The 12,641-nt window shown below is 65.1% G+C and carries 13 protein-coding genes and 1 pseudogene; 8 read left to right on the forward strand and 6 right to left on the reverse strand.

The features are described from left to right. Positions 1-71 precede the first annotated feature (71 nt). From ACQPYM_RS03505 to ACQPYM_RS03515, 3 genes are all read left to right on the forward strand, one after another. Positions 72-887: a hypothetical protein gene (locus ACQPYM_RS03505; protein WP_433014664.1), complete on the forward strand. Its 816-nt coding sequence runs from the start codon at positions 72-74 to the stop codon at positions 885-887. A gap of 135 nt (positions 888-1,022) precedes the next feature. Then, positions 1,023-2,453, forward strand: coding sequence for a hypothetical protein (locus tag ACQPYM_RS03510; RefSeq protein ID WP_433014667.1), 1,431 nt, complete (start codon positions 1,023-1,025; stop codon positions 2,451-2,453). A gap of 104 nt (positions 2,454-2,557) precedes the next feature. Next, positions 2,558-3,064 carry a hypothetical protein gene (locus ACQPYM_RS03515; RefSeq protein WP_433014670.1) on the forward strand — a complete coding sequence of 169 codons (507 nt, stop codon included), beginning with the start codon at positions 2,558-2,560 and terminating at the stop codon, positions 3,062-3,064. Between the two features lie 2 nt (positions 3,065-3,066). Here ACQPYM_RS03515 and ACQPYM_RS03520 read toward each other — a convergent pair whose 3' ends face one another. Then, a complete protein-coding gene (locus ACQPYM_RS03520; protein WP_433014673.1) occupies positions 3,067-3,918 on the reverse strand; it encodes a TolB family protein in 852 nt (283 codons plus the stop codon). Between the two features lie 10 nt (positions 3,919-3,928). Further along, positions 3,929-4,399, reverse strand: coding sequence for an NUDIX domain-containing protein (locus tag ACQPYM_RS03525; protein ID WP_433014676.1), 471 nt, complete (start codon positions 4,397-4,399; stop codon positions 3,929-3,931). Between the two features lie 150 nt (positions 4,400-4,549). On the opposite strand from ACQPYM_RS03525, the gene ACQPYM_RS03530 reads away from it, so the two are divergent. Further along, entirely contained in the window at positions 4,550-5,668 is a 1,119-nt protein-coding gene (locus ACQPYM_RS03530; RefSeq protein WP_433014679.1) for a serine hydrolase domain-containing protein, read from the forward strand. A 42-nt stretch (positions 5,669-5,710) separates the two neighbouring features. On the opposite strand, the gene ACQPYM_RS03535 is transcribed toward ACQPYM_RS03530, so the two are convergent. Beyond that, positions 5,711-6,556: a carbon-nitrogen hydrolase family protein gene (locus ACQPYM_RS03535; RefSeq protein ID WP_433014682.1), complete on the reverse strand. Its 846-nt coding sequence runs from the start codon at positions 6,554-6,556 to the stop codon at positions 5,711-5,713. 700 nt (positions 6,557-7,256) lie between these two features. Here ACQPYM_RS03535 and ACQPYM_RS03540 point away from each other — a divergent pair. Continuing rightward, positions 7,257-7,658: a hypothetical protein gene (locus ACQPYM_RS03540; protein WP_433014685.1), complete on the forward strand. Its 402-nt coding sequence runs from the start codon at positions 7,257-7,259 to the stop codon at positions 7,656-7,658. A 253-nt stretch (positions 7,659-7,911) separates the two neighbouring features. Here ACQPYM_RS03540 and ACQPYM_RS03545 read toward each other — a convergent pair whose 3' ends face one another. The 3 genes from ACQPYM_RS03545 to ACQPYM_RS03555 all read right to left on the reverse strand — a co-directional run bounded on the left by ACQPYM_RS03545 (position 7,912) and on the right by ACQPYM_RS03555 (position 11,471). Beyond that, positions 7,912-8,601 (reverse strand): hypothetical protein, encoded by a 690-nt coding sequence (locus tag ACQPYM_RS03545; protein ID WP_433014688.1) that lies wholly within the window; start codon positions 8,599-8,601, stop codon positions 7,912-7,914. Positions 8,602-9,571: 970 nt separating this feature from the next. Beyond that, complete coding sequence (locus ACQPYM_RS03550) at positions 9,572-10,054, reverse strand: SAM-dependent methyltransferase (RefSeq protein ID WP_433014691.1); 483 nt, start codon at positions 10,052-10,054, stop codon at positions 9,572-9,574. Positions 10,055-10,079: 25 nt separating this feature from the next. Then, positions 10,080-11,471, reverse strand: a complete 1,392-nt coding sequence (locus ACQPYM_RS03555) for a hypothetical protein (protein WP_433014694.1) — start codon at positions 11,469-11,471, stop codon at positions 10,080-10,082. Between the two features lie 254 nt (positions 11,472-11,725). Between ACQPYM_RS03555 and ACQPYM_RS03560 the strand changes: the two genes are divergently transcribed. The 3 genes and pseudogenes from ACQPYM_RS03560 to ACQPYM_RS03570 all read left to right on the forward strand — a co-directional run. Continuing rightward, complete coding sequence (locus ACQPYM_RS03560; RefSeq protein ID WP_433014697.1) at positions 11,726-11,962, forward strand: hypothetical protein; 237 nt, start codon at positions 11,726-11,728, stop codon at positions 11,960-11,962. Further along, entirely contained in the window at positions 11,941-12,264 is a 324-nt protein-coding gene (locus ACQPYM_RS03565) for a hypothetical protein (protein ID WP_433014700.1), read from the forward strand. The genes ACQPYM_RS03560 and ACQPYM_RS03565 overlap by 22 nt, the downstream gene beginning before the upstream one ends. A 14-nt stretch (positions 12,265-12,278) precedes the next feature. Next, a pseudogene (locus tag ACQPYM_RS03570) lies at positions 12,279-12,587 on the forward strand (MvdC/MvdD family ATP grasp protein); the annotation flags it as partial. Positions 12,588-12,641: the final 54 nt, after the last annotated feature.

The following is a 12,641-nucleotide window of genomic DNA, read 5'->3' on the forward strand; positions in this document are numbered from 1 at the left end:
GCGCTGAACACCTGACCGAGGCGTTCACAGGCCCCATGAGGCGGGATCATGTGACGAAAGCAGGTGGCGCCATGACAACCGACCGCGGCGCTGCGAGCGATCCGATCAGCGCTCTGGAGGCCGGCGCCTGGCGCGCCGCCCAGCGCCAGCTCCGCGAGGACCGCCAGTACGACGCGATGCTGGGCGCCGAGTTGCGCACGATCGCCCGGGCGATGGCCTACCGCGCCGCCGGCGACCACGGGTCGGCCTGGACCGCGCTGGCCAAGGTCGCGGCCGGGCTCCGCCGCCGTCAGCCGAGCCTGCCTGTCCTGCGCCCCAATGGCATCGATGCCATCCAGCTCGCGCTGCCGCCGGAACGCGAGCCGGACAGCCCTGGCTGGGCGGCGTACCGGACGATCCGGCTGGTCTGCCGCGAACAGGGTGAGCTGAGGCAGCTCCGTCGGCGGGCCGGTGACAGCCCGATCGGTCTGACCGAGGACCGGCACATCCTGGTGCTGGCCTTCGTCGAGTACCTCTGCTGGGTGGAGTTCGACCTCAGCAGCTGGGCCCCCAAGTCGCCACCGGACGAGGACCTCGCGGCCGTCGAGACCCGGATCGCCGAGTTCACCGACCGTCGGCGCGAAGCCCTCCTGCGCAGCGCCACCGACCTGCGCCGCCTGTACCGCCCCACCTCCGGCGGCATGACCCGAGCAGTCTGGGACCGCGTCGACCAGTACCACGGACTGCGGTGGCTGGCGCTGAACGAACTGGCGAGCAGGTCCGCCCCGCCGTGGACCGAACCGGCACTGGCGGGGCGGGTGCCGGTCCGGTTGTGGGCCGAGCGCGCGTGGGAGTCCGCGAAGGCTCCGGAATCCGATGGCCTTTACGAGTTCGCGCTGGAGTCCTAACCTTTGGTGACAACCACCTTTCCTACCCGTTGACCAAGGGTGCCCGCATCCTCTCGCCGGCGCGGGAAAGACAGGCAAAGACTCTGACTCGGGCGGCACACACGCGGAAGTTCCGTCGTAAGGGGAGGTCGGCCCATGTTCGCCTTCGTGACCGCGGCACCGAGCCCGGACCACGATGCCTCGCCCGAGCTCCGCGTCGAGGCACGGGATCCGGCCGACCTGTGCTGGCAGACCGATGTCGGCCTCGGGATCGACGTCGCGGTCGACCTCGCCCGGCCGCAGCGCTGGCGGTCGGTCGCGATCGCCCGCTGGGAAGAGGCCGACCCGGAACTGCTGGACGCGCTGATCGGTGCGAAGGCCAGGCGCCGCCTCGGCAAGTTGCGGACCGAGCTGCTGCTGTCCGGCCGGTCGCGGGGCAAGGAGGACAAGTCACTCGTCCTGGCCTCGCCGGATCCCTGGCTCAGAGTCGCCGCGATCGATGCGCTGGATCGCCGGTTGCAGCTTCCGCTCGACCAGGCGCTGGTTGACGCTGAGCGCGGAGTCGCTCGGGAGCGTGCTGCGGAGACGCTCGAGCCGGGCCCGGTTCATGAGCGGGTCATCGGCGAGGCCTTGGTGATCACCCGGCAGGCTGCCAGCGGGTTCGCGGATTACCTTTCCACGCTGGCAGATTCGGCGACCTCGATCCCGGCCGAGCTGTACGCCGGGCTGGAGCGACTCGTCGACGGGTACGAGACTCTGCGGCGTACGGTCGTCGACGGTCCTGAGAAGGAACTGGCCAAAGTGGGCAGGACCTGGGCCAGGCTGTTGGCGCAGTTGCCGGTCGTCAACCGCCTCTCCAGTGAGGAAGCCGATGACACACCTCACCAGGTGGTGGCCGTCGACAACGATGCGCTGACAAGCCTGGTGGACCCCCGTCAGCTGCCAGCCCGAGTAGTGGGCATCGGCCGCGCGGCTGCCGAAGTACGGATGGAAGAAGTCCGCCTGGACGAAGGGCCGGCTGTCCTGGTGACAGTGCCCGCCTATGGGCCGCGTCTGCCGGCTGCTGACCTCGCGGACCGGCTGCTGGTGCGGCTGGTGGATCGCAAGTCCGGCAAGGTGCATCAGCCGGCCATGCTCACGCTGGTGACCGGCGACGAGGCTGGGCAGCTCGGTGCCGATTCACCGGTCTTCGCGCGAGTCGTACCGCTGCACGGCTCGTCGCCAGAGGACTTGCGGGCTGACGTGTTCGACGTCGACAGCGACGTAGTACCGGCTCAGGCTGACTCGGATGGCGCGCTGTTGCGAGCGCGGCGGGCAGCCGCAGTACTGCGGGAGTGGCGACTCGCGATGGCCGAGGCGCGACTGGGCGACCTGGCTGCCCGTCATCGGCGGCTGGCGCGGCTGGTCGACGTACTGAAGCCTGACGTGCCGGACACTGACCGGCCGGTCTTCGACGGTGGTCCGACGCTGGCTGAGCTTGCTGACTTGGTCGAGTCGCCTGACACGGGACACAGTTGGGCCGCGACGATGCAGGGCCCTGGTGAGTGCCTGGTGGCGGAACTGGCGGCAGCGCACGCGATTCGCTGATGCCGTCGAGGCATCGATGGTGGTGAGAACCGCCGGATTCATCGCCTAATAAGGGTTAGGGCGGTCCCTGCGACCGCCGCCCGCCGACCCGGGAGCGATGAGCCATGGTTGATCAACTGACTCACCTCGACCTCCTTCCGCCTCGACTTGCCGAACCACTGCCTGCTTTTGTCCGTTCCTTCGACGCTGTGTCCGACGTCGTGCCTGTGGGGCGGGCTCCTCAGCCTGTGGCGCTGGGCCGTCGTACGACGATCGCTCTGTGGCTGCTCATCGCTGTTGGGATCGGCAGCTGCCTTGCGCTCTTCGCGATGCTGCAAGCCCCTGCCGGCTGCAGCGGCCTGGCCTGCACGATTGCGACGTACGGCGGGCATCCGCTGCTCATGCTGGTGTTTGCTGCTGCTGGGACTACTACGCTGCTTGGGCTGGCTGCGTTTACCCGCGGTCTTACGCGCGCGAGTGTGGGCGCCTTGCGGCTACTGGTGCCGGCAGCGGGATTGACTCTCGCCTCGGTGACAGGGGTTGTTGCTGTGCTCGTCACTGGCATGGTGATCGTGCTGGTAGCCCTGCTCGCGGTAGTAGTGACCTTTGCCTTCTTCGCCGACCACAGCTGATGCTAAGAAATCGGGTAGGCGACGTAGGCCAAGGATGTGCCGTCCGGGGACCAGCTGGGGACGTTCATGGTGCCTTGGCCACCGAAGACTGTTGCCAGCTCGCAGATCTGGCCGTCGGCCTGCAGCAACCTGATGCGGACGTCATCGACATCGGCAGGATGTCCCAGCGTCCCCGGCGGAAAACTCACGTACGCGACCATCGAGCCGGCCGGGTGCGGGAACCAGTTCACCCTGTCATCGAAGGTCAGCTGCTCCGTTTGTTCGCCTCTGATCCGGAACAACTGTGCATGTCCCGGCACCGTCGCCGCCCGCTCGGAGTTGAAGTAGATCCACTCCCCATCAGGCCCGTACTCCGCTCCGTCGTCGGCGAACTCGTCATCCGTCACCTGTACGTCGGGCCCGCCGTTTGCCGGAACCGTGTACACGTTGGTGATCCGCCGGCCGCCTCGGGTCTCCAACCCGATGTAGGACAGCCGGCTGCCATCCGGCGAAACCCCGTGCAGGTAGTGGTGAATCCCATGCTCGTTGCTGATCCGCCGGCCCGGCCCGCCGGCGATCGGTACGGCGTACAGGTGTCCGTCCTCGGCCGAGACGTAGACGGTGCTGCCGTCCGGGCTCACGACGTGGTCGTTGTTGATCTCGGGCACGCCGAGGAGTTCGAGCTTTGTGAGCTCACCGCCGGTGAGGTTGATTTGGAACAGGCTGCCGTCGCCGTTGACGATCAGCTGGTCGCCTTTCCAGTTAGGGGCCTCGAACAACAATGTGTTGGAGCTGTAGACCAGCCTTCGCTCGCCTGTTGCTATCTCGACCACATACAGCTCGGCCGTCTGACCTGGTTTTAGTCTCCTTGCCACCCCGCCAACCCTAGCCGCGCTTGTTTGCCGTCAAGGCTCGCTGCAGCCATTGCGAGATAGCGGCGTCTGCGGGTAGGTCGGTCAGGTCGGTGCTCACCCATCGCGCTTCGGTCAGCTCTAGTGACAGCTTGAAGTCCTCCGAGGCGGATTCGGCGGACAGGATCGTCAGGCTGTCGACCTTGCCTTCCCGGTTGGTGGTCAGCGTCTCCAGCACGGTCATCTTGCTGATCGGTAGCGAGAGCTCTTCGAAGACCTCGCGGGCCGCAGCCGCTTCCGCCGTCTCCTTGTGCGGCTTGTAGCCGCCGCCGGGCAGTCCCCACCAGTGCTGGTCGACGTACGAGTGCCGCACGACCAGGCACCGCTCCGGATCGCTTGGATGCAGCACGAGAACCTTCACCCCGTACGTCGATGGCTTCCGCAGCCGCCACCACAACCGCAGTACCCGATGGCCCGACCGCATCAACACCGCTTTGCCGACCACGAAGCTCCTTTCGTTACCCCTGAACCCTAGTGGTGCCCAGGGCAAGGGATTCGGCTGCCGGCGTCGGGGGAGAAGCAGGGGCGTTCCCGGAGGTTTGGCGAGCCGTCCTCCCTGAGGCTGTTCTCGACGAACTTTTCACAGGAGGTATGGATGAGGCGGGTACATCGGGTACTGGTGGCCGTGGCGACCGGGCTGGGGGTGCTTGCGGCGCCGGTGGCTGCGAGTGCTTCGCCTGGACACGGCGGGGACCGGGCTGAGTTGCAGAGAGAACTGGATGGCGTGGTCACTTCCAGTGCGTTCGGTGCGCTGGCTGAGGTGCGCGACGAGCGAGGCGTGTGGCGGGGGTCGAGCGGGGTCGCAGTACTGGGGTCGAGCCGGCCTGTTCCGGTCGAGAGCCGCTTCCGGGCCGGCAGTATTAGCAAGACGTTCCTCGCCACCGTCGTACTGCAGCTAGTCGACGAGGGGGCGCTGCAGCTGGACGACCCGGTGGAGAAGTGGCTGCCCGGTGTCGTGCCGAACGGCCAGAACATCACCGTGAAGCAGTTGCTCAACCACACCAGCGGTTTGTACGACTTCCTGCGCACCCTCACGCGGCCGCCGGAGCCAGGGTTCCTGGACTATCGCTGGCGTACGTGGACCGCTGAGGAGCAGATCCGGCGGGCGTTGGCGCACCCGCCGGTCTTCAAGATCCCGGGTTCGCAGTACTCGTACTCGAACACGAACTACGCGCTGCTCGGCGAGATTGTCGAGAAGGTGACCGGTGAGTCTTATGGCGACCAGATCGAGCGCCGGGTGATCCGCCCGTTGCGGTTGCACGGTACCGAAATGCCGGGGACGGATCCGCGGATCCGTGGGCCGCACCCACACGGTTATGTGCCGATCAAGTTCGCCGACGGGGACCAGATGGTCGACCTGACCGTGATCAACCCGTCGCTGTTCGGTGCCGGTGGCGAGATCATCTCGACCACGAAGGACCTCAACCGGTTCTTCGCCGCTCTGCTCGACGGCACGCTGCTGCCGAAACACTTGCTGGAGGCAATGAAGACGCCGGGGACCGCGAAGCGGAACTACGGTCTGGGACTCGCGTGGCGAGACACGCCGTGCGGGATCCGGATCTACGGCAACGACGGTGACGCGCTCGCCTACAACGCCTTCTCGTTCTCGACGGAGGACGGCAAGCGGCAGGTCACCCTCGCGTTCACGCCGGCCTTCCGCAACGATCCCGACGACGTGGCCGAAGCCTTTGTGGACAAGGCGATCTGCGGCTGACGCCTTGAGGGGCCACCGCTTTGGGGCCCCTCAAGGTCTTGGTCAGGAGTTGACGCGAGCCCGGGTTTTGCGCCGGAAGTCGCGGCCGAGCTGACTCACATCAGCCTTCTCGAGGTCGGTCACCGCAATCCCCGGCGTACCGGCCTCCGGTCCCTTGGCCACCCAGGTACCGGTCGGATCAGCCACCCCCGACTCAAGTCCCGCCCCGGGATTGGCCGGCGCCGCGAGGCTGATCCAGTAGGTGTTCATCGAAGCGGTCCCACGAACCTGTACTCCGATGTGCTCGTTCTGCGTCACGCCGGTGGTCGCATAGGACACCAGTACTGCGTCCACGTCGAGCCGGTCGTACTCGGTGAAGAGCTCCGGGAATAGCACGTCAAGCCCGAGCGCGAGCCCGAACCGCCACCCGTCGACGTCGAAGGTCACCGGCTTCTCGCCGGCCGTGTACATCCAGGTGATCTTGGTGGTCGACAGCATGCGTTCGTCATACCGGGTAAAGATTTTTCCTTGGTCAGAAACGACGTACACGCTGTTGTACGGCCGCATCGCGGGCAGTTGGTGGATCGAGGGGATCACCGTCCAGATGCCCAGCTGTCCTGAAAGTGCGGCAATCCGGTCGAGCTCTTGGTTTAGGACCGCCCAGTCGGCCTTGCTCCAGTCGGACGCTCCGATCTCATCCGGCCCGAGCTCGGACATCACGACCTTGTCCGGGAAGCAGATGGCGCCTTCGGTGAAGTGCACCAGGCGGGCACCTGCCTCCGCTGCATCCTGCATCAGCCGACGCACCTCCGCGGCACTGGCCCGCAACCCGTCGGCATCGGTGGGATCCTGCCGAACCGTCGACTGAGCGACCGCGATCCGCAAGCTGGTCTGGGGATTTTCCGGCATCTGTTCTCCCTCAGGAGTAGGACGGAAGTGCCGGAGGGCAGCCGTATAGGACTCGCCCGTCTTGGCGGCGCGGGCCCGAACCCGTCGCTTGAAGCTCCTGTGCGCTGTCATCTGGCCTTCCACGCACCCGAACGCGATCCCCCAGCAACCCCGCCCGAGGCAGACGACCAGGACGAGCGCGACCCGAGATCCAAGACCCCTTTGCCTTCTCCAAGGACCGGGCTGGGGCCGGCCACCGAAGGTGCGGCGCGAGCCGCACGCCGTACCCACATCCTTCCCGACAACCCACAACCCCGTCAAACACCCTCCCGGGGGTTTCTCCCCACGCGGTCTCCGCAGCCGTCGTTCGTCGCTCCGCTCCTCACAACGCCCGCTACGCCCGCTCCCACCCACCCTCCGGCTACCGCCGGCCGGACTTGCCGGCTGGCGCCGACCTTTCCGGCCGTCGCCGGCCCTTTGCCTGCTGCGCAGGTCTCTCCGGCTACCGCCGGCTCTTGCGTGCTAACGCCCGCCCTCTGCGCGCTATCGCGCCCGCCGACTACGAGGCCCCCTTCGCACAGGCCAGCCGAATTCGAGCAGCCCTCGCTGAGCTGAAGCCCACTGCAGTCGCTCTCCGCGGCCGCGTCGTCGGCAACCGCGTCGTGTAACACCGACTTCGCGCTGGGCGACTAGCGAGTATGCGGAGAACAAGCGAGTAGTCGTGAAAGTCAGAGCGCTCCTGATTGCATTGGCGAGCATCACGGTCATTGCCCTCGGCGCCGGCCCCGCGCACGCATACCACCCGGATCTCTTCCAATGCCAGACCCTGTGGCACGACGGCGGCTACTACAAGGGTTGCTTCCGGCCGACCGGCGAACTCTTCAACGCCTTCGACGGCGACGAGGACGGCGCCTCCGCAGAGGTGGTGTGGTGGACAAGCACCGGCCGCAACGGCGTCTGCACCAACAGCAGTGGCTACCTCACCTGGCGAGGCGGAACCACAGACGTCTTCCACAACCCATGCGGCCCAGCCGACATCAGAGAAGGCGTCACCGTCTACTGGAAGGCCTGCTTCCACGACCTCTCCAAGGGCGACCCCCGAGTCTGCGTAAACAACCCATGAAGCCTCCCAGCCTAGGCGCAGCGGTCGAGCGGCGGTACGACGGCCAATTGGATGCGGTGCAAACACCGATCTTCCGCCTTCAGTTCAACAACGGTGTGCGGCGTGCCCGCAGGCCCAGACCCCGGCGATCTCCCGATGCGACTAGACGATGGATGGGGTTGGCCATTGCTGTCCCTGCTGCGGCCAGTGTGATGTCCGCGCCTGGTGCAGCGCATCCCTGGAGGGACACATGAATCCTTGCAATCTGGGTGCCTCAGAGTCCTCTGCTTCGCCCTACGCGCTCGACGTGCTGTCGGCCCTCCAACACCGCATTGGCCAACCGAAGGCCACGCTCACGAACTTCTGCGAACTGTTTGTAGCCTCTGGCAAATTCATGTGGCGCTGGTAGTTCGTTAACCTGGGGATCGTCTTGGCTGGGGAAACTCTCGCTTGCCATCCAGGTGCCCAGCGCTTGGATATTCGCTCGGAACGAGGTGAAGGCCTCTTGGGTTTGTTTGTCATCAAAAAATTCATGACGCCATACTTCTGGGAATGCTAGAACGTGATGAACCTTATCGCGATGCCATCTCTTCGCCGTGAAGGAATATTCCAGAAAGGTGATCGTTCCGGTTGTGGATGGGAACTCTCCAAGAAGCCTCATGAAGAGTTCCTTGTCGCGAGGGGTGGGGTGTAGCCGTTGCTGCAAATCTTCAATTTCTGCATCTTTGGATATGACTGTCAGGCGCATTATTCGATTTGATCGCGCAATCACGTTTGCGACTGTGATGAGGAGTGTGATTAGGGTCAGTGCGCCGAAGGCTATTGCTTGTGGATGCCGATCAACCCATGCGTTGACCCTGGATGACGTCAGGAGGGATATAAAAGCCGCTAGGTCTGCAATCCCGGCCACGATGATCAGAGGCAGGGAGCGTGCGAGTCGCTCTACGTTTGTTTCGTCATTCATCGTACTGAAGCACTTTCGGGTCATGGTCCTGGGTAGGAAGGAGTTGCATGCCGGTCCTGCCGGGTATCCAGTCCTGCACGACGTCGATAGCGCAGATTATAGAGGAGACGTGCTTGGCAGATCTCCTGCGCAGTTCTGTGACACGCTCGTGCGACTTAAGGTCCCTCCGCATGGTGCGGGCGAGTGGGCACGCTCTCCGGGCTGGGGGGCCATGCGGACCGCCGTATGAGCTGAGCGGCCCACGGAGACCGGCCCGGCCTGAAAGGCGGGAACACGCTTACATAGAAGAAGTGGCCAGACCCGTTTTAGATGTCTGACTGAGTGTCCAGCCAGATCAGGGGAACGGGGTAGGTGTGGCCCTGGATCTGGGTTCGGCGATACCGAGATCTTCGCGGACGGATCGGAAATAGGCGTCATATGCAGCGGTCGACTCCGACAATGCCGCGCTTGGTTTCTCGGGAGAGTAGACGCTCGAATACCTGACGTTGTAGAACGCTTTCCGCAGAGAGTTGCGCAGGAGAGTGCTTTCGCGGAGCACAGGGTCGCTGGCCACGATGCCCACCTCGCTCATCGCCGCGCAAAATGCAGCGTTGAGTGCATCGATGGTCAGGCGAATCCCAGGTGGGTGTCCTGGTCCTGAGTCCCTACTACCCGCACGGTCTGATCAATAAGAGGCCGACCTCTCAGTAGGAGTACTCGCTGCTATCGAATGCAGGACACCCAGCGCACATCCGGAAAGCTGTCGAAACGCAGTCTCGATTGCTCGGTCGTATGGACAACGCCTCAATCAGGTGCGGTTTGTTGGCTCACGCTGCTTATGTGCCGGACAGACAGGCGACTGCCGAGGAGGCCGTTGCCCGCCTACTCGTTAGCGCTCTGCCCTACGTTAACGTCAACGGCGCAACCCACTGGCAAGCCTTCGCTGGCACCCGTACTGGGTGACGAGGACGGATGCGAGGCCAGCGTATGTCTAGTCGTGCGGCGCGAAATACTCGCTGAGCATTTCGGTGGGCCAGGTGGGTTGGTGGATGGCGCCGCGGGGGCCGAATTCGGTGAACCAAGGCTTGATGTCGAGGATGGGTGTGCCATCGACGGCGTCGAGGTCTTCGACGTGGAGGTCTAGGCCGTCGACTTTGAGGAGGCGGCAGCGGGAGACGCCTAGCCAGTTGAGGCGGCGCATGTTGCGGTGGGCGAAGGTGCCTGCTGCTGGCCAGTCGGGGTTGTCGCGGGCTGGGCGGGCGCCGAGGTGGAGGTCTGATTGATCGGTCAGGTGGAAGTGGAAGACGATCTCGAGGTGGGAGAAGTCTTCGAGGCCTTTGGTGGAGTCGGCGTCCAGGCGCGGGTCATCGATGCGGATGATGGCTTGGGTGCCACCCCAGTAGTCGTCAGTGGGCTCGACTCGGCCGCCAACGACGTGGGCGACCGGGTGGAGGGTAATCGGCTGTTCAGTCATTGTTTCCCTTGTGAGTAAGGCATTGTCAGTGCTCGGCCGAGGCAAGGTATCTGGCTGCACGGCTATCGAGTTCAGCTACGGAGCGGATGCCCTTGGCGCGGTAGACCGAGAGGCTGGAGCGCATGTCGCGGACCGCCTGGCGAGCTCGGCCGGAGTGGACTCCGTCCATGGCGTCGAGCGCCTCGGACCAGGTCCCGCATGCCTCCTCGATACTGCCGCTGCGAGCCTGTACTGCGCCCAGGTAGCCGAGGGTCACAGCGTGGGTGCGGGTGAAGGTAGCCGCCTTGCGGGTACGGACGCTGTGCTGGAACTCTCTGGTTGCCGATGCAAGGTTGCCCATGTCGCGCAACGTGCAGGCGGTTTCGTGGGCGAGGCTTGCTTCGCCGAAGAAGAACACGCGGCCAGGCTCGTCGTCGCCAGCTTTCGCGGAGGCGAGGTCTGTCTCGGCGCGGAGGAGGGCGCGGGCCGCAGCAGTTCGTTGCCCGTCGACCGCCAGCGCTCGGGCGTGGACCACGCCGATCAGGGCGCGTTCACGCGGGCTGGCGTCTTGATAGCGACGACCGTCCAGTGATGCCTCGGCTACCTTGACTGCCTGCCGGTGATGTCCTAGATCGACCGCCTGGTGCGCCATGGCGCGAAGGATGTGGCCGGCTAGCGGTGCATCGTCGGCTTCTGCCGCCAACTTCACGGCGACGGCGAAATATCGCTGGGCGATCGCGTGCTCGGAGTTGTCGAATGCCATCCAGCCGACGAGGTAGGCGAGTTCGCCGGCCGTGGAGAACATGCCCTTTCGAACACCGTCGTCGGTGTAGGAGGCGCGCAGATATCCCGCGACATCCGAGGTCAGGTACTGAACGACGGCCGCACGGGCATGGCCTCCGCCACGGCGCTGGTCAATTCGGGTGAAGAGTTGCACCGTCTCTCGGACAGCTTCGAGATCTCCCGTGCCGACCAAGCGGCCGCCCTTGAGAGTCTGCTTCGTGGATCGATCGGCGAGCTGGTCCCACCATGCCTGGTCAGGCAATGCCAGCGCGGCGGCCGAGTAGCCGGCTGCCCGCAGTACCGCCCTGCGCTCGACATCCAAGGTGCTTCTCCCGAGATCGACCAGCGCCGTCAACGTGTCGGCATTCCAGTCGAGTATCGGTGACGAGGTCAACTGGGTGAGGCCAATCTCATCAGCCGTGACCGGCCGTCCGAGACGACGGGACAAGGTCTCGACGAGGATGTCGGGTGCGGAGCCGGACGGCCTGGAGCCGGCCACCCAGTGAGAGACGTGTGATCGGCCGACACCGGCCTGGTCTTGGGACCGCCGCTCGGCCGCGACACGTCCGAAAGCGAGCGCCAGTTGGGCGTGCGACCAGCCAGCCTCCGCGATGACTGCCGCGAGTTTCTCGTTGCGCTGCCGGGCCTTTGACACGACAGTTGCCTCCCCTCGGTGAACAGTTGACCGGGCTCGCCGTTCACCGCTTTCACCACATCGGCCGTTGATACAGGTACCAACTCACCGTAACCGATGGTTCGCTCGTCGTGTCGGGAAATTCCGGCGGCTGCGGAGTGGACGGAAGAAGTGGTGAGTGTCGTGAACACACAGATGCGAGTGCTGGCCGTGATCGCCGCAGTCTTGGTCGTGGCGATGGTGATCGATGTAGCGCGCGATCTGCGAGGCCGGCGATGACGGCTCTCGAGCGCCGCAGGGTGCAGGTCTGGTTCGGCAGCCACGTGATTGCCACCTACGTCGCCGAGAGGCTGCTCGCTGATCGGTACGCCGCTGCGATGGGCCGTCGATTCGCCGGGTTGCGCATCACCAATGAGCCGCTGCCGCCCACGGTCCTTGTCGATCCGGACTGCGTCCCCGATCATCCACCGATTCCGTCTGAGCAGCGGCTGTGGCCGTTGACCGTGCTCTGACTTCAACTCACCAGGAGAACATCATGTGGCAGGACCAAGACCGCTTTCCGCTCAGCAGTATGCAGGGTGCGGAGACCTCCGCCGACGAGTTCGTTCGCCCATTCGGTCTGCGCTTCGTCGACTATTCACCTGGTCGGCCGCGATTCAATCCCCCGACGGTGACGCTCTGCCGGGAGCGACAGGTCGGCCTCGTCAATGGGCAGCTTGCGACCGAGGTCATGCCGGTCGCCGCGACCATGACCCAAACAGAGTCCGACGGTAAGGACGTGCTTACCGTGGACTGGATGGCAGACGACAAGTAGCCGGGGCCACCAAGATGACCGACCCCGCCAGGATCCTGGTGCTGACTCATGATGACGACCCCACAGCTGATGTGGTCCTGCATCAGCTCAATGCGAGAGGGACCCCCTTCGTGCGCTGCGACCCGGGAAGCTTTCCGGCTGACCTCCGCCTTACGGCGAGGCTCGATCGGGACGGGACAACCTGGGACGGGGGATTCACCGGAGGGCCTCGAGAGATCGACCTTCAGTCGGTGCGTGCCGTCTACTACCGCAGACCTTCGGAGTTCCGAATCCCGGCCGGAGGCTCGTCGGCGGAGGAGACATTCGCTCGTTCTCAGGCCCGACATGGGTTCTCAGGTGTTCTCACGAGCCTTCCAGACGCAGTCTGGCTGAACAGC

The organism is Kribbella sp. CA-294648, assembly GCF_050943845.1.
GTDB lineage: Bacteria > Actinomycetota > Actinomycetes > Propionibacteriales > Kribbellaceae > Kribbella.